Below are 16,944 nucleotides of genomic sequence, written 5' to 3'. Positions count from 1 at the left end.
GTGTTTTGATTGGCGATTACCTAGTGGAAACGGGGCTGATGGGGAAGGGGCGAATACGACCATGCGGCAAGAGTTGGCGGCAGGGCTGGCACTGTCGGGGAACTTGTGGTTCGATTGTTCCGAAGACCGCTTTGGAAACAGGACACCCCATTCATGTCGCAACGGATCGCCTTTGTCGCCAGCAATGGCCCCTCGGCCCAGACCGCGCGCGCTGCGCTGGTCGGTCGGTTTGGCACTGTGCCCGAGGATCAGGCAGACGTGATCGTGGCGCTGGGAGGCGATGGGTTCATGCTGGACACGTTGCACCGCACACAGCATCTGGATGTGCCGGTCTATGGGATGAACCGCGGCACGGTCGGCTTTTTGATGAATGAATACAGCGAAACTGATCTGTTGGAGCGGCTGGAGCAGGCCGAAGAGGCGGTGATCAACCCGCTGTCGATGCGCGCGACCTGCGCCGATGGCTCGGTGCATCATGCGCTGGCGATCAACGAGGTATCGCTGTTGCGAGCCGGGCCACAAGCCGCCAAGCTGCGGATCAGCATCGACGGGCGCTTGCGGATGGAGGAGCTGGTCTGCGACGGTGCGCTGGTTTCCACCCCGGCGGGGTCCACTGCCTATAACTATTCCGCCCACGGCCCGATCTTGCCGATCGGTTCGGACGTGCTGGCGCTGACGGCGATTGCACCATTCCGGCCCCGGCGCTGGCGCGGGGCGTTGCTGCCAAAAACCGCCAAGGTGCGCTTTGACGTGGTCGAAGCCGAGAAGCGGCCGGTGATGGCCGATGCCGACAGCAACTCGGTCGAGAATGTGACGAGCGTCGAGATCCAGTCAGAGCCCGATATCGCGCACAGGATCCTGTTCGACCCCGGTCACGGGTTGGAGGAGCGGCTGATCCGCGAGCAATTCGTCTGACGCCTCGGGTTGTTCGGGAAGTGGCTTGAGCAGCAGCGCTTCCAACAACGCGACGAGCATCGTCGCCGAAATCGCGCCTCCAAAGGTCAGCCCGACACGCATCATCGCCGCCGATCCGGGGCTTTGGGTGGACAGCGCCCCCGCGACAAGCGCAACTGTGGCTGACAGCGCGAACTGATACACCATCGCCGGGTGTCGCCCGTGGATCATCCGGTCGCCAAAGAACAGTGCGGCCAGAAAGATCAAACAGGCCAGCACCATGAAATGCGCGCTGAAGGCCAGCAGCCACAAGACCAGCAGTCCAACCCCCGATCCGATGACCGTGGCATAGACGCGCTCTTTGGCTTCGGCGAAGGCTTCTTTACGGGTCGGAAATACCAGCACGAACACCGCCGCCACTGCCAGCAGCATGTCCTGCGCAGGCAGTACCGCATACAGCCAGAAGGTCATGCCCATCATCACCACCGCCCGGATCAGCGCGCCGGCGACAAAATGGCCATACGCGGGCCGGTTTTCGTCCTCGTGCACGTGTTGGGTGCGGGGTGGCAGCAGCCAATACAGGATGGGAATGGCGATCAGGGCAATCAGCGCGCCCTGAATGAAGCCGTCGCGGAAGTAAAAGATCATCACACGTTGCTTCATGCCCATGATCGACATCAGCGACGCGGCGATCAGCACCAGCATTCCGATCGGGCTGCCGGTCATGCGGGTGATGAAAAATGCAAGAAAATAGATGATGAAGATCAGGGTCAACATTAGCACCGGCAAGTCGCGCGTCACCAGAACAAGGGCCGTCATAAGCCAGATGATCACGATGAAGGCGATTGGGCCGCCGAAGGCCTTGGCCGGGTTGAATGCCTTGCGCTGCGCCGCCAGCAACCCGACGGGCAGGGCGATCAGTAACGGGGGGATGGCGGGCTGAAACAGCTGAATACAGGCAAGGCCGATCACGGCGATCGAGGCCAGCCGCACCGGGAACAGCGGGTCGTCCTCATGCAGTGGGCGCGGGGTGACATACATCGGGTGGCCTCAGTAAAATACGGTGGTCAGGGATTGCAGCTTCAACATGGTGCGGGCGACTGCCGACACCGGGTTCGAGCGCCCGCGCGCATAGATCAGGACCTTGGCCTTGCCGCCCATACGGGCTTTCTCTGGCCAATCTTCCATGCCGCCGTCCAATTCGATCCGAATGGGCATTTGCCGCGCGGGTTCAAACCACTGGGTCGAGGGGGTGTTCACCGGCAGACCGCCGGCCTGTGTCCGACCGGGGTTGATCCCCCAAGCGATGCTTTGCACCCGGCCTTCGTAGATATGGCCCGGCACGGCATCGAACAGCACATCCACCGGATCGCCCGGCTCGACGTTTACCAGCTGGTTCTCGCGCATGTCGGCGGTGATCCAGGCGGTGTCACGATCAATAAATGTCAGGGCGGGGGTGCCTGCGCTGACATATTGCCCCGCTGCGAGGTTGAGGTTGGTTACAACCCCATGCCGGGGTGCGGTCACCGTGGTCGATCGCAGATCGTATTCAGCGGATTCCAGCGTTAGTTGCGCGGTTTTGATCTGCGGGTTGTCCTCGCCCGAGACGCCCAACTGCCGCGCCGCGCTTTCGGATTGCGCGATCGCTGCCGCCAGAGCGGCTTCGGCGTTTTCCACGTTGGTCCGCGCCTGATCGGTGGCGGCGGTCGACACCAGGCCGCGTTCGGCCAGCGTCAGGGTGCGGTCGCTGGCCTGGCGGATAGCCTCCAGTGAGACGCGCGCCTGGGCGACGTTGGCCTGACTGGCCGCAAGCTGCGCCGAGGAGGCGTCGATGGACTGCGTTGCTTGTTGCAATTGCGCGCGGGCGCGCTCAACAGCCAGCACGAAGGGGCGTTCGTCCAGATGGAACAGCGGCGTGCCCACCTCGACCTGAGCATTGTCGGCGACATCGATCCGGGTGACCCGTCCCGAGACACGCGGCGCGATCTGTGCGACGCGGGCCGACACAATGGCGCGGGAATTGCTGGGGACATAATAGTCGCTCAGCGCATACCAACTGACGATGGACAGCAGAAGGACGACCACCAGCATAGCAATTTTCTTGACCGGATTGGCCCGTTCGGTTTCGGCGGCGGCGTCTGCCGCAGGAGTAAGATCAGTCATTGAGTTCGTCCTAAGAGGAAATCTGGGGCGTTAAGGTAAATCCTCGGAGCCCTTGTATGAGGATAAGCAGCGCGCGGTGCCCGGAGGCTTGGCGGTCGTGCGGTGCCGCGCTTTTGATCGCCGCGCCCAACATCCGCAGCACCGGCAGAATATCGTCCGCCGCCACATCCTGTGACACCAGTCCCGCCGCGCGGGTCCGCTCCAACGGCCCGGCGAAAACGCCCACAAGTCGCGCGCGCATGGCTTCGACCTGATGGGGGGGCGATGCTAGCGTGCTCCAGAATTCGAAAAGCGCCGCATAGTCAAGCAAGCCTTGTCGGGCCCGCTGCAACAGCAGTTCGAAGTCTGTTTCGTCCTTTGGTAGAGTTTTGGCCCACGCTTCCAGGTCGCTAATCATCTGATTCAGCAGGGCGCGGTGCAGCGCCTCGCGGTCGGAAAAATTGCGATAGAGCGTGGCGCGCCCCACACCTGCCCGTTCGCAGATGAGTTCGAGCGGGGCCAAGGCACCTTGTTCGGCGAACACGGCTGTTGCTGCGCTAAGGATATGGCTTCGGTTTTTCTGGGCATCGGATCTTTTGGTCATACGGCATGTGCGGACATCCATGTCCGCTTGTCAAGGTAAAGTGGACATTTATGTCCGTTTGGCGTGACGTATCGGGTGCTGGGGGCACAGGGCAGTGCGTCGTTCGAGGCTTGAGGCGTCGATTTCCCTTTGCAAGCGGGCGTTTTCGTACCGGCCAGGGCGGTGGCTCAGATTCGAGGGGACAAGCGTTGAAGCTGTCGCAAAGCGCGGGGAATTTTGAAAATCGCGCCCAATTCTCTTCCTTTTTTCACCGGAACGGGCCACCGTGAGCGTATCATATTCGGAAACGCGCACCTGATATCATCGGAGTTTTCCATGGCCTATTCCCTGACCCAGATCCGTCTGCACTGGATCGTCTTTATCCTTGTCGCCCTGCAATACCTGCTGCACGAATCCATCATCGCCGCGTGGGACCAGATCCAAAAGGGGGGCACGCCCGCCTTTGATCCGCTTGTGACCGGTCATGTCGTCGGCGGCGTGCTGATTCTCGCGCTGGTCGTGTGGCGCATTGTGCTCAAGCTTCAGCGTGGCGCGCCCGCGCTGCCAGAGAACGAGCCCCCGGCGCTGAAGGCCGTGGCGCAGGTCACCCATCTTGGCCTTTATCTGTTACTGATTCTGATGGCCGTTTCGGGTGGTACGGCGTGGTTCGGCGGCGTTGAATTCGCGGCCGAGGTGCACGAGGTGCTGCGTATTGTGCTGCTGGCGCTGGTGGGGCTGCATGTTCTTGGCGCGCTGTATCAGCAGTTCGTGCTGAAATCTGATGTGATGCAGCGGATGCGCAAGCCCGGCTGAGGATGCAGCCAGAGGGGGGGGGCTTCTTGCCCCTCACTACCTCGCGGCGGATGCCCTGCGGTGCTTGGTCCGCGGTCGGTTCGCGCGCGCAACCGAAACCGGCGATTGTCACCCTGCAAGCGTTCGTCGCCAATGGGGAACGGTCGGAGGTAATCAGCGGCGGGGTGTCTAGGATTTCAGCCCGGTCTCGTACAGCATTCCGCGGCGCTTGGCCTCGTAATAATAGCCGCGGGAATACCATTTGACGGCGGTGTCATAGTCGCCGTCGGACAGAAGCCACGCACCGCGCAGGTATTTCACCGCATATTTCAGGTTGGTTTCAGCGTCCAGAAGTGCGCGGTCGGGGCCGGAGAACCCCATGCCACGCGCGGTTTGCGGCAGGATTTGCATCAATCCGAAATACGGCCCATTGCGTGCGGCGGGGTTATGCGTGCTTTCGCGGATCACCACACGGTGGACCAACGCGCGCGGCACCTCATAGTGATCGGCGTACTCGTTGATCAGACGGCGCAACTGGGGGGTTTCGTTGGGATGCAGCGGGATTTCGTGCATGGCGCGGGTTGGCGGGGGGCTTTCGTGCGCTCCGCCGCCGCAAGCGGACAGGCTGGCGGCAAGGATCAGCGACAGGGCGGCGCGTCTGGAAAGTGCGGGCAGTGAAGTTGCGGGCATGGTCAGTCTCCGAAAAGCCTGACGGGGGTGTAGCGCGCAGGCGCGCGCCGACCTAGAGGGTTTGGGATGATCGGCGGAGCCTTGCTCAGCCCCGCCGAAATTCCGCCGGTCAGACGCCGAGACACCAGCGCATGACCGCTTTTTGGGCATGCAGGCGGTTTTCGGCCTCGTCAAACACCACCGAATTGGGGCCGTCCATCACTTGGCTGGTGGCTTCTTCTTCACGGTGCGCGGGCAGGCAGTGCATGAACAGCGCGTCGGGTTTGGCGTGGCCCATCAGATCGGCGTTGACCTGATAGGGGCGCAGCATGTTGTGGCGCCGCTCTTTGGCGGATTGGCTGTCGTGCATCGACACCCAGGTGTCCGTGACGACCAGATCGGCGCCTTCGACGGCTTTGGCCGCATCGCGTTCGATCTGAACGCTGACGCCGGATTTGCGCGCCAGCCCGACGAATTCATCCTCGGGGTCAAGTTGCGGTGGTCCGGCAAACACCATGTCGAAGCCGAATTGCCCGGCCGCATGCAGGAACGAGGCGCAGACGTTGTTGCCGTCGCCGCACCAGACGACCTTCTTGCCTTTGATCGGGCCGCGGTGTTCCTCGTAAGTGAGGATATCTGCCATGATCTGACAGGGGTGGGTGCGGTCGGTCAGGCCGTTGATCACCGGCACGTCGGCATATTCCGACATCTCGATCAGCACGCTTTCATCGAAGGTGCGGATCATGATCAGATCGACATAGCGCGACAGCACGCGGGCGGTGTCGGCGATGGTTTCGCCGTGCCCCAGCTGCATGTCGCTTCCCGAAAGCACCATGGTCTGCCCGCCCATCTGGCGCACGCCCACATCGAAGCTGACGCGGGTGCGGGTGGAGGGCTTTTCGAAGATCAGCGCGACCATGCGGTCTTTGAGCGGTTGGTCATCATCGGCGGCGCCGCGCGGGCGGCCTCGGCGTGCGTCTTTCATCGACTTGGCGTTGTCGATCATGTGGCGCAGAGCGCTGGCGTCGGTTTTGTGAATGTCGAGAAAATGGTTCATATGTATGGTCTTTTTGTCTGGCGAAGGCATGGGGGCCAGCCCCCACACCCCCGGAGTATTTGCGTCAGAAAGAAGCGGATTTCGGATTGAGTGTGGAGGCGGCCGCGTCGAGGCGGATGATGGCCTCGGCGATGTCGTCTTCGGTGATGTTGAGGGGCGGCAGCAGGCGGATGACATTGTCTGCGGCGGGGACGGTGATGACGCAGGCGGTGTAGCCTGCGGCGACCATGTCCGCGTTGGGGCATTTGCATTTCAGGCCCAGCATCAGGCCGGAACCGCGGACCTCTTCGAAGACATCGGGGTGAGAGGCGATGAGGCCTTCGAGTTTTTGCCGCAGAAGGCCCGCCTTGCGGTTCACGTCGTCCAGAAAGGCGGGATCGTTGACATGGTTCATGACGGCGGAGCCGACGGCGCAGGCCAGAGGGTTGCCACCGTAGGTGGAACCGTGCGTGCCTGCGGTCATGCCCGAGGCCGCGTTTTCGGTGGCCAGTACCGCGCCCAGCGGGAAGCCGCCGCCGATGCCTTTGGCGACCATCATGATATCGGGGGTGACACCGGCCCATTCATGGGCAAAGAGCCGCCCGGTTCTGCCCATGCCGCATTGCACCTCGTCGAGGATCAGCAGGGTGCCGGTTTCATCGCAGAGTGCGCGCAGGGCTTTGAGGTCGGCATCGGGCAGGGGCCGAATACCGCCTTCGCCCTGCACTGGTTCGATCAGGATTGCGGCGGTTGTGTCGGTGATGGCGTCTTTGACGGCCTCGATGTCGCCCCACGGCAGGTGGACGAAGCCGGGCAGGAGCGGGCCGAAGCCTTTGATCATCTTTTCCGAGCCTGCGGCGGCGATCCCGGCGGAGGAGCGGCCGTGGAAGGACCCGGCAAAGGTGATGATGTCGGTCCGGTCGGGTTGGCCTTTGTCGTACCAGTATTTACGGGCCATTTTGACCGCCAGCTCGCAGGCTTCGGTGCCGGAGTTGGTGAAGAACACCGTGTCGGCGAAGGTGGCGGCGACGAGTTTATCGGCCAGCTCTTGCTGTTGCGGGATCTGGTAGAGGTTGGAGACGTGCCAGAGTTTCTGGGCCTGATCAGTCAGCGCCTGCACCAGATCGGGGTGGGCGTGGCCCAGCACGTTGACGGCAATGCCGGCACCGAGATCCAGAAAACGTCGTCCGTCCGCCTCGATCAGCCAGGAGCCTTCGCCCTTCACAAACTGAAGCGGCGCGCGGGAATAGGTCGGCAGGACAGATGCGATCATGGTTGGATCATCCTTGTTCCATAGGAGGCCCTGAGGTTGCATCACAGGGGCCGGGTGTCAACGAATTAGGGGAGGTGTGCCTGAAAAGGCGGCAGAACACGGGGCGCGGGGCGTCAGACGCAGGTGCGTCGGCGTCGGATCGAAAGGATATGTGTGCGCGTGTTCATGCCCACCGAATAGCGTGAAATACTGTCGCTGAAAAGAGGGCGCGTGACGTGACGTTCGGATGTGGCTGCAAGGCCGCAGTTTTACCCTTGCTGCAGGGGGCGGAGCGGTGGATAGAGAGGGATGTTCGTTGCCCCTCCCCAGAACCCGCGGCTGGCCATTGCGCTGATGCTAACTGCGACGATGTTCATCGCGGCGACGACGCTTTTGGCCAAGGCAATCGGCACCGGCGTGTTGGGGCCGCCGTTGCATCCGCTTCAGATCAGTCAGGGGCGCTTCATGTTTGCCTTCGCGGCCTTTGCCACAGGTGCGGCTGCGGTCCGGCTACGGCTGGAGCGGCCGGATATGCGGCTGCATCTGGGGCGCACGGCGTTTGGCTGGGGCGGAGTGACGCTGATGTTCGCTTCGGTCGCGTTCATTCCGCTGAGCGATGCGACGGCGATCAGTTTTCTGAACCCGGTTTTCGCGATGATGCTGGCGATCCCGCTGTTGGGCGAGGTTGTGGGGCGGGTGCGCTGGAGTGCTGCGGGCATTGCCTTGCTGGGCGCGTTGATCCTGCTGCGCCCAACGCCGGAGAGTTTTCAGCCTGCGGCCTTGCTGGCGCTGGGGGCGGCGCTTTCGATGGGCATGGAGATCGTGTTCCTGAAGCGGCTGTCAGGTCGTGAGGCACCGTTTCAGATCCTGCTGATCAACAATGCGCTTGGGTTTGTGATCGCGTCGATGGCGGTGATCCCGGTCTGGGTGATGCCGACGCCCCTGCAATGGGGTGCGCTGGCAGCGATCGGGCTGTGCATGGGCACGGCACAGGTATGTTTCGTCAATGCGGTGTCGCGGGCGGATGCCAGTTTTATCGTGCCGTTCAGCTATGGCACACTGATTTTCGCGAGCCTGTATGACTGGGGTGTTTTCGGCGCGGTGCCGGATGCAGTTTCGGTGCTGGGGGCGTGTATCATCATCGCCGGGGCGGCGCTGTTGGCGTGGCGCGAGGCGCGGTTGCGGGGCTGATCGGGCGCTAGCCCGTTGTGACGTTCACCGTTTGCGCGATCAATTGCACCGGGTTGAAGCTGTTCATGAAGGCGACATCAGCGGCATCCAGCCCGACACCGATCCGGGCCATTTCATCGGCCTTGGCCATGCCGGTCGGGTCGATCAGATGCCAGTCGCCATTCAGATACACCTCGGCCACAGCATGAAAGTCCTGCGGGGTGACGGCAGGGGCGTAGACGCTGACAAAACGCGCTGGGATGCCCGAGGCGCGGGCCAGTGAAATCAGTACATGGGCGAAGTCGCGGCAAATGCCCTGACGTTGGACAAAAGTATGCACTGCGGTGGTTTGGGTGGTGCTGGACCCCGGCACGTAATTCACGCGGGATGCGATCCAGTCGCAGATCGCCGCGATACGCGGCCCGCCGGAGGTGTCGCCGAACTCGGTCGAGACAAAATTGTAAAATTCATCCGAGGGGCAATAGCGAGAGGGCATCAGATAGCGCACGGCTTCGCCGGGGAGGGCGTGCAGGTCGGTCGCTTTCAGCGCAGACAGGTCGGGCACGTCGCGGGTGATCTCGAGCGTTGCCTGGTAGGTGCAGTAAAAATCGCCTTCGACCTGCATCCAGATACGTTCGCCGATCCCATGCTCGGCCGGAACGCGGGCAAAGGCGTTGGTCAGGCTGAGGTTGATATTCGCGCTGTGCAGGATCTGGTCGGGTTGCTCGGCCGCCTCGATCTGAAGCAGAACGTCGGTTGGCTGTGGCATTTGATAGTTCAGAAACGCGTAGAGGTTCAGGATCATTCAGGTTGGCCTTGGCTGAGGGCACGGCGCAGGGCAGCGTTGGCGCGAATGCGTGAGGTCATACAGTAACCTTAGGGCATTCGCACCTGACAGCAATGATCAACGTCAGGCTGACGTTGCGGGATCGTGGGTGTGGGGGTGATGCTAGTTTTTCAGCCGGTACCCGGTGCGGAACATGGCCCAAGCCAGTGTGCTGACCGCGAGCGTGGACAGCGACGCCACGCCGAGCGCCAGCCAAGGCGAGCTGTCAGAGACACCAATGACGCCGTAACGCACCCCGTCAATCAAGTAGAAGATCGGGTTGAGGTGGGTCAGTTCACGGATCACCGGCGGCAAGGATTGCACCGAGTAGAAAGTGCCGGACAGGAAGGCCAGCGGCGTAACGATGAAGTTGGTGATGGCGGCCATCTGATCGAATTTGTTGGCAAAGACCCCGGCCACGATGCCAATCGCCCCCAGCAACGCCGAGCCCAGCACCACAAAGCACAGCGCCCAAAGCGGGTGCTGAGGCACAATTCCCAGAAACAGGACCAGTCCGACGGTAATGGCCAGCGCAACCGTCACGCCGCGCCCGATTCCACCCGCAAGATAGCCGAGCACCAGCTCAAGCGGCGATAGCGGCGGCATCAGCGTATCGACAATATTGCCCTGCACCTTCGAGATCACAATCGAGGAGGAGGTATTGGCGAAGGCATTCTGGATCACGGTCATCATCAGGATCCCCGGCGCGATGAAGGTACCAAACGGCACGCCCATCACATCTCCGCGCTGTTGCCCGATGGCGAGGGTGAAGATCATCAAAAACAGTGCCGCCGTGGTCAGCGGTGCCAGCAGTGTCTGGGTCCAGACGGCAAGGAACCGCTGCACCTCACGGCTTGCGAGGGTATACAACCCAAGCCAGTTCATTCTGCCAAAGCGGCGCGTTCCCATCTCCATCGAGGTCTCCTGTTGCCAGTGTGCGGCGTGTCCTGATTCGACGCCTTGTAACTCAGGCGTGGTTGACTAGAATAGGGCGCGATCAAGAATAAGCAGGGCGGCCCGCATCAGGGGGCCGCTTTTTAGGTAAGGAAACCGGATGTCCTGGACCGACGAACGTGTCGAACTGTTGAAGAAAATGTGGGGCGAGGGCCAGTCGGCCAGCCAGATCGCCAAAGAGCTTGGTGGCGTTACCCGCAATGCGGTGATTGGCAAGGTGCATCGTCTGGGCCTGTCGAATCGTGCCGGGGGTGCCCCCAGCGCGGCAGCCGAGCCCGCAAGGGCGGAGGCCAAGACCAAGCCAACCGCAGTGCCAGACAAGCCCGTCGAGGCCAAGGCCAAACCAGCGGCACGTCCCGCTGCGCGCCCGGTTGAGGCCGAGCCTGCGCCTGTGGCCGAAACCCGGCCGGTACCGGTGCACACCCGCAAGGCGATCATTCCAGCGGGGCAGCCTTTGCCGCCGCAGCCTTCGGCCAATGAGATCAGCCCCGAGGCGCTGGCTAAAGTCAGCGAAATCGAGAAGAAGGCCAAGCGGCTGACGCTGCTGGAGCTGACCGAGCGGACCTGCAAATGGCCCGTGGGTGACCCGGCGACCGAAGACTTCTGGTTTTGCGGTCTGCCGGTGCAAGCGGGCAAGCCCTATTGCGAGGCGCATGTGGGCGTGGCGTTCCAGCCAATGTCGTCGCGCCGCGACCGCCGCCGCTAAGCCCCTATAAAACGCATTAAAAGCCCCGGTTGTCATGACCGGGGCTTTGGCATTTTCGGGGCACATGCCGTAGGCGGATTTCTACAGGCTCAGATGTTCTTGAGGATTTTTTTCAGCTCTGGTTCGTCCACCATGCGAGCGGCCTCTTTCGGGCGCAGCCAGCGGCGGCGGCGTTCATGCGCTTCGGGATAAGCGTCTGACAGCTTTTCAACGCGCAGGGCGAAAACATGGGCTTCGACCGGGATAAAACCCCCATCGTCCAAAATCTTGTCATACCGATAGGTCCCGATCGCGGTTTTATCGACGGTCGCGGCTTTCACGCCGGCCTCTTCCCACGCTTCTTGAAGTGCGGCCTCGGGGCTGGATTTGCCAGTGATCGGCCAGCCTTTGGGAATGATCCAGCGCCCGGTGCCACGCGAGGTGATGAGCAGCACTTTGCGGTCTTTTCCCTTCCCCTTATAGCACAACGCCGCCACCTGCATCATGCGGGAGGGTATAGCGATTGGCTGGGCCGTTTCGGGCCCGGTTTTTTTAGGACGGTCATGCATGCGCGTTTTGGGCCTGCTCGGGACTATTACTGTTTTACTAGAGACTGCTTTAATTTTATCTGCGGACGTTGGAATTTGTATATACGTTTTTTGTAACAGGATTGCAAATTGGCGGCGATGCCGTGATTTCAGCCGGTTCGTCAGGTGCCGCGTGGTTTGGCGCGCAGCGTCGGATCGGCCTCGGTTGGATCCTCGGGCCAGGGGTGTCTGGGATAGCGCCCGCGCATGTCTTTGCGCACGTCGGCATAAGAGCTAGCCCAGAAGCCGGGAATGTCCATTGTCGTCTGTACCGGACGCCCGGCGGGGGACAGCAGCGTGACGCGCAGCGGGGTGCGCCCGACAAGCGGGTGGGTGGTTTGTCCGAACATTTCCTGCAAGCGGAGCGAGATCTCCGGGGCCTCGCCAGAATAGTCGATGGGGGTTTTGCGCCCCAGCGGCGTGGTGAAATGCGCAGGCGCCGCGCGGTCCAGTGTCTGGGTTTGATCCCAATTCAGCATGGCACGCAGAGCGGGCAGCAGATCGAAGCGTTTCCAGTCTTCGGCGCTGCGCACGCCAGTCAAGTGCGGCAGCAGCCAGTCCTCAAGCGTGGTCAGCAGCGTCGGCGTGTCCATGGCGGGCAGGTCGGCGCCGCCGTCCCGAACCAGATCGACTCGGGCGAGGAACCGTCGCGCGGCATCCGAGGGCGCAAGGCCAAGGTCGCGCACCCCGTCCAGCATCGCGCGGGCGATGGCGTCGGGCGGGGCATCTTTCCAGATCCGATCATCCAGCACGAGCGCGCCGAAGCGTTCCTGCCGCCGGGCGATCACGCGGCGCTCGCGTTTGGACCATTCACAGTGATCGACCCAGGTAATCTGATCGGCAAAGAGGCCACGGATCTCAGCCTCGGTGATCTGGATGGCTTGGCGAATTTTCGCCTCGCGCGGATTGCCGTCTGTATCTGTTACGACGATCAGCCGGGCGGTGGTGAGCGGGTCGTGATCGTCAAGGATTGCGCCTTTGCCCCCCGAAAGCACGAAGCGGGGGCTGTCGCCCTTGCGGCGCAGACCGATTCGGTCGGGATAGGCGAGGGCGGCCATCTCGGCAGGGCTGAGTGCGGCTTTGCCGGGGCTTTTGGCGCGGGTGCGCAGGCGCTTTGCCTCGGTGCGGATCCGCTCGACCGTGCCGCGATTGGCGGGGTGGGGGCGGGTTTCGGCATAGTGTCTTGGGTTGCTCAGCGCCTCGAGCCGCAGGTGCAGATCAACGGGCGCGCTGAAGGGCAGCGGATCGCGATCGGCCAGCAGCGCGGCAATCAGCGCGGCCTGATCGCCCGCCACTGCCAGCATATGCGCCAAACGTGGGTGCAGCGGCATCGCGGCCAGCGTGCGGCCATGAGTGGTGATATGGTTCGTGTGATCCAGCGCACCCAGCATCCGCAACAGGGATTGCGCCTCGGCATAGGTGCCGGGGTTGGGTGGGGTCAAGAAGGCCAGATCGGTGGGCTGCGCGCCCCAGAGTGCCAGTTCCAGCGCAAGGGCCGCCAGATCGGCGGCTTCGATCTCGGCCGGGGGGAAGGGCATCAGGCCGCCCTCTTCACCCTTGGTCCAAAGGCGGTAGCAGTGGCCCTCGGCGACGCGGCCCGCCCGGCCTGCACGTTGGGTCGCCTCGGCGCGGGTGACGCGTTCAGTCACCAGCCGGGCCATGCCGCTGCCGGGGTCGAACCGGGCGCGGCGTGCACGGCCCGCATCGACCACAACGCGGACGTCCTGAATAGTCAGCGAGGTTTCGGCGATCGAGGTGGCCAGCACGATTTTGCGGCCCTGCGTCGCGGGTTGGATGGCGGCGCGTTGTGCGGCGAAATCCATTGCGCCGAACAGCGGGCGGATATGGCACTCGGGCGGCAGGCGGGATTTCAGCAGCGCCTCGGTGCGGCGAATCTCGCCCTCGCCGGGAAGAAAGACCAGCACGCCGCCTTCGGTCTCGCCCACGGCTTGCACAACCAGATCGGCGGTAGCTTGTTCCAGCCGGGTGGTTTTGGGCAGGGGCGTATCGAGCCAGCGGGTTTCGACCGGAAAGGCGCGGCCTTCTGAGGTGATCACCGGCACGTCGCCCATCAGCGCGGCGACGGGGGCGGCGTCAAGCGTTGCGGACATTACCAGCAGCATCAGGTCGTCGCGCAGGGCTTCGGCGATTTCAAGGCAGAGGGCGAGGCCGAGGTCGGCATTGAGCGAGCGTTCGTGGAATTCATCGAAGATCACCGCGCCGATGCCTGTGAGTTCGGCGTCGGATTGGATCATACGGGTCAGGATGCCCTCGGTCACGACCTCGATCCGGGTGGTTTTGCTGGTCTTTGCCTCGCCGCGCACGCGGTAGCCGACGGTTTGTCCGGGTGTCTCGCCAAGGGTTTCGGCCATACGTTCAGCGGCGGCGCGGGCAGCAAGGCGGCGGGGTTCCAGCACCAGGATGCGGCCTTGGGTCAGGTCGGCCTGAAGCATCGCCAGCGGAACGACGGTGGTTTTGCCCGCCCCCGGTGGGGCCTGTAACACGGCGCGGCTGCGGGCGCGCAGGGCTGCAAGTAGCGGCGCAAGCGCGCCTTGGATGGGCAGGGTGGTTTCCATGCCCCGCTTATCGGGCAGATCAGCGAGGGCGTAAAGTGGCGCTAGTGGCGGCGAAGGGTAACGGGGCCATAGAACGTGCGGGCCCGCGCAAGGCTGACCTGCCAGCCATCGAGGCCAGAGGTGAAGGTGACCGGGGGGGAATGGCTGCGCTCGGCCATCTCGTTCGGGGTGGAGCCTGTCATAGGCGCCGGTGCAGGTGATGGTGCTGCGGGTTTCGGTACGGCCGATCAGGTGGATGCGGGCGCGGCCAGGGTGAAACAAAGGCAAATCAGTACCGAGACGCGCAACATCTGGGGCAATTCCTTGGGCTGGTCTGGACAAGTCCCCGTCCGGCAAGGCATGAAGTGCCCCGGACAAGCGGGACGATGACATGGATATTGCACAGCTGGGCGACAGGGTCTTGGCGGGAGAGCGGCGGGCGCTGGCGCGGGCGATCACCTTGGTCGAGAGTAGCCGGGCTGATCACCGCGCACAGGCCGCGCAGTTGATCCTTGATCTGAGCCGCAAGAACGATGCACAGGCGATACGCATCGGGTTGTCGGGCACGCCGGGGGTGGGGAAATCCACCTTCATCGAGAGTTTCGGCATGATGCTGACGGCGCAAGGGCTGCGGGTGGCGGTGCTGGCGGTTGATCCAAGCTCGACCCGGTCGGGGGGCTCGATTCTGGGTGACAAGACGCGGATGGAGCGACTGAGCCGAGATCCGAACGCATTTATCCGACCATCGCCCAGCCAGTCGCATTTGGGCGGTGTGGCGCGACGCACCCGCGAGGCGGTGGCGCTGTGCGAGGCGGCGGGGTTTGACGTCGTGTTGATCGAAACCGTCGGCGTGGGGCAGTCGGAAACCGTGGTGGCGGAAATGTCTGATCTGTTCATTCTGCTGTTGGCCCCGGCGGGGGGCGACGAGTTGCAGGGCGTCAAGCGCGGCATCATGGAAATGGCCGATATCATTCTGGTGAACAAGGCTGATGGCGATCTGAAATCGGCCGCGATGCGGACCTGTGCGGATTATGCCGGTGCGCTGCGGTTGCTGCGCAAGCGTCCGCAGGACCCTGAGGGATACCCGAGGGCGATGACGGTGTCGGCGTTGGAGGAGAACGGCCTGGATAAGGCCTGGGAGGATATGCAGGCGCTGGTGACCTGGCGGCGCGAGATGGGGCATTTCGCGGGGCGCCGGGCCGAGCAGGCTCAATACTGGTTCGGCGAGGAAGTTCGGCATGGGCTGTTGGCTCAGCTGGAGCGTGAGCCGTTGAAAGGCATGATGCAGGCGCTGGGTGCGCGGGTTGCCAAGGGCGAGGTGACGCCGACAATTGCGGCGGACGAGATCATGGCCTTGCTGGGGCGCAGTTGATAAAAAATTGCGGATCACAGTGGTGCGTGGCGCTTGAACGGCAAATCGCGCCGTATTATATTCAATACCAGAGGCGCAGGCCCCGCCGGTTTGTCGGAAAAGGGTCGGGCGCGCCTTCGTCCAGACAAAGTTACCGCCCTGACAGCACAGTCAGGCAACCTTGATTTTCCTGAGCAACGGACCGAGCCACAACAGGCTTGGCACTGCCCTTGGCTGGGCCCCGTTTGCGGGTCAAGGCGGGGGGGGGTCAGACGTATTGACCGGCTTGCCGGTTTTCTCACAGCAATTGCGTATGGCCGGTTTCGCCTATGTGGCGACGGCCCTGAAAGGAAAGCAGATGTCTAAAGGCGATAAATCCCGTGGCAACAAAGAAGCCAAGAAACCCAAGCAGGAAAAGCAGAAGGTTCTTGCAACAGCAAATTCCGGCGCCAACAAGGTTCCGCTGATGGTGGCGGGCAAAAAGATCAAATGATCGGGTCACGGGGAGGGCACGCAGCCATTTTTCGGTATTCGGGCAAATTGCCTGAAGCTTGTGCGCGCCCCCCTCTTGACGCGCTCGGTGATTCCGCATAATCACCTCGAACGGAATTCAGGGTGCTGCCTGCGGCGGTGCCCATTTGTGTTGAAGGGGTCAGATGTGCCCCGCTGATCGAGACGAGGATAGAGCCATGTCGCGCCGCTGCGAACTGACCGGAAAAGGCCCGATGACTGGCAACAATGTCAGCCATGCCAACAACAGAACCCGTCGCCGGTTCCTTCCGAACCTGAACGACGTGACCCTGCAGTCCGAAACCTTGGGCCGTGGCGTCAAGCTGCGGATCGCGGCTTCGACATTGCGCTCGGTTGATCACCGCGGTGGTCTGGACGCATTCCTGGCGAAAGCCAAGGACGAAGAGCTGTCCAGCAACGCGCTGAAGATCAAAAAAGAGATTGCAAAGGCTCAGGCAACAGCCTGATCCTGCGGGATTTTCTAGGATTTAACAGCCCTGCCTTCTTGGCGGGGCTGTTTCCTTTTGTCGCGTTACAAGTTTCGCGACCAAGCTTATATCTGAGCTGATGACACACCGGATGCGCCCTTTTCTGGCTTTGACGCTTGCGCTGATGCTGGCCCTGACAGGGCAGGCGATGGCGGTGGCGCGCGGTATGCCACCTGCGGCGGGCGGTATGGTTCTGTGCACCGGGACCGGGCCGGTCTCGGTTCTGGTCGATGCGGACGGACAGCCTGTTGGGCCACCCCATATTTGCCCCGATTGCGCGCTTTCGCTGTTTGTGGCGCTGGCGCAGGACCCGCCTTTTGTACTGCGCCCGGTGGGCGGGGTGGTGGTTCTGCACGTCGAGGCGGTGGGCAATGCGGAAGGGTTACTGGCGATTCCCGCCACGGCGCGCGGCCCGCCAGTTTTGGTCTGATTCCACGACCAGCCTAAATT

19 protein-coding genes are annotated in these 16,944 nt (G+C 62.8%); 8 read left to right on the top strand and 11 right to left on the bottom strand.

Annotated features, from left to right (window positions below):
• Window positions 1-153 precede the first annotated feature (153 nt).
• The gene (locus tag BSF79_RS07470; protein WP_090269240.1) at window positions 154-915 is read left to right on the top strand and encodes an NAD kinase; all 762 of its coding nucleotides are present in this window, start codon (window positions 154-156) and stop codon (window positions 913-915) included.
• On the opposite strand, the gene BSF79_RS07465 is transcribed toward BSF79_RS07470, so the two are convergent.
• From BSF79_RS07465 to BSF79_RS07455, 3 genes are read right to left on the bottom strand one after another with little or no spacing between them, the layout of a single operon-like run.
• On the bottom strand, window positions 832-1,935 hold the full coding sequence (locus tag BSF79_RS07465; RefSeq protein ID WP_090269239.1) for an FUSC family protein: 1,104 nt from the start codon (window positions 1,933-1,935) through the stop codon (window positions 832-834). The genes BSF79_RS07470 and BSF79_RS07465 overlap by 84 nt on opposite strands.
• A gap of 9 nt (window positions 1,936-1,944) precedes the next feature.
• Window positions 1,945-3,057 (bottom strand): HlyD family secretion protein, encoded by a 1,113-nt coding sequence (locus BSF79_RS07460; protein ID WP_245776344.1) that lies wholly within the window; start codon window positions 3,055-3,057, stop codon window positions 1,945-1,947.
• A 10-nt stretch (window positions 3,058-3,067) separates the two neighbouring features.
• Complete coding sequence (locus BSF79_RS07455) at window positions 3,068-3,640, bottom strand: TetR/AcrR family transcriptional regulator (RefSeq protein ID WP_175545285.1); 573 nt, start codon at window positions 3,638-3,640, stop codon at window positions 3,068-3,070.
• Window positions 3,641-3,955: 315 nt separating this feature from the next.
• On the opposite strand from BSF79_RS07455, the gene BSF79_RS07450 reads away from it, so the two are divergent.
• A complete protein-coding gene (locus BSF79_RS07450; protein WP_090269237.1) occupies window positions 3,956-4,432 on the top strand; it encodes a cytochrome b in 477 nt (158 codons plus the stop codon).
• Between the two features lie 168 nt (window positions 4,433-4,600).
• Here BSF79_RS07450 and BSF79_RS07445 read toward each other — a convergent pair whose 3' ends face one another.
• The 3 genes from BSF79_RS07445 to BSF79_RS07435 form a co-directional block, all read right to left on the bottom strand.
• Window positions 4,601-5,101, bottom strand: a complete 501-nt coding sequence (locus BSF79_RS07445) for a lytic transglycosylase domain-containing protein (RefSeq protein WP_090269236.1) — start codon at window positions 5,099-5,101, stop codon at window positions 4,601-4,603.
• Between the two features lie 109 nt (window positions 5,102-5,210).
• Entirely contained in the window at window positions 5,211-6,137 is a 927-nt protein-coding gene (argF, locus tag BSF79_RS07440) for an ornithine carbamoyltransferase (protein WP_090269235.1), read from the bottom strand.
• 64 nt (window positions 6,138-6,201) lie between these two features.
• Window positions 6,202-7,389, bottom strand: coding sequence for an aspartate aminotransferase family protein (locus tag BSF79_RS07435; RefSeq protein WP_090269462.1), 1,188 nt, complete (start codon window positions 7,387-7,389; stop codon window positions 6,202-6,204).
• A 288-nt stretch (window positions 7,390-7,677) separates the two neighbouring features.
• Between BSF79_RS07435 and BSF79_RS07430 the strand changes: the two genes are divergently transcribed.
• Window positions 7,678-8,559, top strand: a complete 882-nt coding sequence (locus tag BSF79_RS07430) for a DMT family transporter (protein ID WP_090269234.1) — start codon at window positions 7,678-7,680, stop codon at window positions 8,557-8,559.
• A gap of 7 nt (window positions 8,560-8,566) precedes the next feature.
• Here BSF79_RS07430 and BSF79_RS07425 read toward each other — a convergent pair whose 3' ends face one another.
• Window positions 8,567-9,343 (bottom strand): transglutaminase-like domain-containing protein, encoded by a 777-nt coding sequence (locus BSF79_RS07425; RefSeq protein WP_090269233.1) that lies wholly within the window; start codon window positions 9,341-9,343, stop codon window positions 8,567-8,569.
• Between the two features lie 144 nt (window positions 9,344-9,487).
• Window positions 9,488-10,273, bottom strand: a complete 786-nt coding sequence (locus BSF79_RS07420; protein ID WP_090269460.1) for an ABC transporter permease — start codon at window positions 10,271-10,273, stop codon at window positions 9,488-9,490.
• Window positions 10,274-10,418: 145 nt separating this feature from the next.
• Here BSF79_RS07420 and BSF79_RS07415 point away from each other — a divergent pair, with 145 nt between their 5' ends.
• Complete coding sequence (locus BSF79_RS07415; protein ID WP_090269232.1) at window positions 10,419-11,024, top strand: GcrA family cell cycle regulator; 606 nt, start codon at window positions 10,419-10,421, stop codon at window positions 11,022-11,024.
• A gap of 89 nt (window positions 11,025-11,113) precedes the next feature.
• Here the strand turns inward: BSF79_RS07415 and BSF79_RS07410 are convergent, their stop codons facing one another.
• From BSF79_RS07410 to BSF79_RS19740, 3 genes are all read right to left on the bottom strand, one after another.
• Window positions 11,114-11,509: an NUDIX hydrolase gene (locus tag BSF79_RS07410; protein WP_342741852.1), complete on the bottom strand. Its 396-nt coding sequence runs from the start codon at window positions 11,507-11,509 to the stop codon at window positions 11,114-11,116.
• A 203-nt stretch (window positions 11,510-11,712) separates the two neighbouring features.
• Complete coding sequence (gene hrpB, locus BSF79_RS07405) at window positions 11,713-14,166, bottom strand: ATP-dependent helicase HrpB (protein ID WP_090269231.1); 2,454 nt, start codon at window positions 14,164-14,166, stop codon at window positions 11,713-11,715.
• Between the two features lie 41 nt (window positions 14,167-14,207).
• Window positions 14,208-14,348 carry a hypothetical protein gene (locus BSF79_RS19740; protein WP_175545283.1) on the bottom strand — a complete coding sequence of 47 codons (141 nt, stop codon included), beginning with the start codon at window positions 14,346-14,348 and terminating at the stop codon, window positions 14,208-14,210.
• A 188-nt stretch (window positions 14,349-14,536) separates the two neighbouring features.
• Here BSF79_RS19740 and meaB point away from each other — a divergent pair, with 188 nt between their 5' ends.
• From meaB to BSF79_RS07385, 4 genes are all read left to right on the top strand, one after another.
• Window positions 14,537-15,517 carry a methylmalonyl Co-A mutase-associated GTPase MeaB gene (meaB, locus tag BSF79_RS07400; RefSeq protein ID WP_090269230.1) on the top strand — a complete coding sequence of 327 codons (981 nt, stop codon included), beginning with the start codon at window positions 14,537-14,539 and terminating at the stop codon, window positions 15,515-15,517.
• Between the two features lie 256 nt (window positions 15,518-15,773).
• Window positions 15,774-15,989 carry a hypothetical protein gene (locus tag BSF79_RS07395; protein ID WP_139246399.1) on the top strand — a complete coding sequence of 72 codons (216 nt, stop codon included), beginning with the start codon at window positions 15,774-15,776 and terminating at the stop codon, window positions 15,987-15,989.
• 196 nt (window positions 15,990-16,185) lie between these two features.
• Window positions 16,186-16,473, top strand: coding sequence for a 50S ribosomal protein L28 (gene rpmB / locus BSF79_RS07390; protein WP_090269228.1), 288 nt, complete (start codon window positions 16,186-16,188; stop codon window positions 16,471-16,473).
• Window positions 16,474-16,585: 112 nt separating this feature from the next.
• Window positions 16,586-16,924 (top strand): hypothetical protein, encoded by a 339-nt coding sequence (locus BSF79_RS07385; RefSeq protein ID WP_139246398.1) that lies wholly within the window; start codon window positions 16,586-16,588, stop codon window positions 16,922-16,924.
• Window positions 16,925-16,944: the final 20 nt, after the last annotated feature.

The organism is Thalassovita taeanensis (genome assembly GCF_900110775.1).
GTDB lineage: Bacteria > Pseudomonadota > Alphaproteobacteria > Rhodobacterales > Rhodobacteraceae > Litorimicrobium > Litorimicrobium taeanense.
Note: the sequence above shows the minus strand (reverse complement) of the source record. Positions and strands in the feature narration are given on the sequence as shown.

What these genes read in the sequence shown, in the direction of transcription:
- BSF79_RS07455 (WP_175545285.1), bottom strand. Translation starts at nt 3,640, where the DNA reads ATGACCAAAAGATCCGATGCCCAGAAAAACCGAAGCCATATCCTTAGC.
- BSF79_RS19740 (WP_175545283.1), bottom strand. Translation starts at nt 14,348, where the DNA reads ATGACAGGCTCCACCCCGAACGAGATGGCCGAGCGCAGCCATTCCCCC.
- BSF79_RS07450 (WP_090269237.1), top strand. Translation starts at nt 3,956, where the DNA reads ATGGCCTATTCCCTGACCCAGATCCGTCTGCACTGGATCGTCTTTATC.
- BSF79_RS07445 (WP_090269236.1), bottom strand. Translation starts at nt 5,101, where the DNA reads ATGCCCGCAACTTCACTGCCCGCACTTTCCAGACGCGCCGCCCTGTCG.
- argF (WP_090269235.1), bottom strand. Translation starts at nt 6,137, where the DNA reads ATGAACCATTTTCTCGACATTCACAAAACCGACGCCAGCGCTCTGCGC.
- hrpB (WP_090269231.1), bottom strand. Translation starts at nt 14,166, where the DNA reads ATGGAAACCACCCTGCCCATCCAAGGCGCGCTTGCGCCGCTACTTGCA.
- BSF79_RS07385 (WP_139246398.1), top strand. Translation starts at nt 16,586, where the DNA reads ATGCGCCCTTTTCTGGCTTTGACGCTTGCGCTGATGCTGGCCCTGACA.
- BSF79_RS07435 (WP_090269462.1), bottom strand. Translation starts at nt 7,389, where the DNA reads ATGATCGCATCTGTCCTGCCGACCTATTCCCGCGCGCCGCTTCAGTTT.
- BSF79_RS07425 (WP_090269233.1), bottom strand. Translation starts at nt 9,343, where the DNA reads ATGATCCTGAACCTCTACGCGTTTCTGAACTATCAAATGCCACAGCCA.
- rpmB (WP_090269228.1), top strand. Translation starts at nt 16,186, where the DNA reads ATGTCGCGCCGCTGCGAACTGACCGGAAAAGGCCCGATGACTGGCAAC.
- BSF79_RS07465 (WP_090269239.1), bottom strand. Translation starts at nt 1,935, where the DNA reads ATGTATGTCACCCCGCGCCCACTGCATGAGGACGACCCGCTGTTCCCG.
- BSF79_RS07460 (WP_245776344.1), bottom strand. Translation starts at nt 3,057, where the DNA reads ATGACTGATCTTACTCCTGCGGCAGACGCCGCCGCCGAAACCGAACGG.
- meaB (WP_090269230.1), top strand. Translation starts at nt 14,537, where the DNA reads ATGGATATTGCACAGCTGGGCGACAGGGTCTTGGCGGGAGAGCGGCGG.
- BSF79_RS07415 (WP_090269232.1), top strand. Translation starts at nt 10,419, where the DNA reads ATGTCCTGGACCGACGAACGTGTCGAACTGTTGAAGAAAATGTGGGGC.
- BSF79_RS07410 (WP_342741852.1), bottom strand. Translation starts at nt 11,509, where the DNA reads ATGATGCAGGTGGCGGCGTTGTGCTATAAGGGGAAGGGAAAAGACCGC.
- BSF79_RS07420 (WP_090269460.1), bottom strand. Translation starts at nt 10,273, where the DNA reads ATGGGAACGCGCCGCTTTGGCAGAATGAACTGGCTTGGGTTGTATACC.
- BSF79_RS07470 (WP_090269240.1), top strand. Translation starts at nt 154, where the DNA reads ATGTCGCAACGGATCGCCTTTGTCGCCAGCAATGGCCCCTCGGCCCAG.
- BSF79_RS07430 (WP_090269234.1), top strand. Translation starts at nt 7,678, where the DNA reads ATGTTCGTTGCCCCTCCCCAGAACCCGCGGCTGGCCATTGCGCTGATG.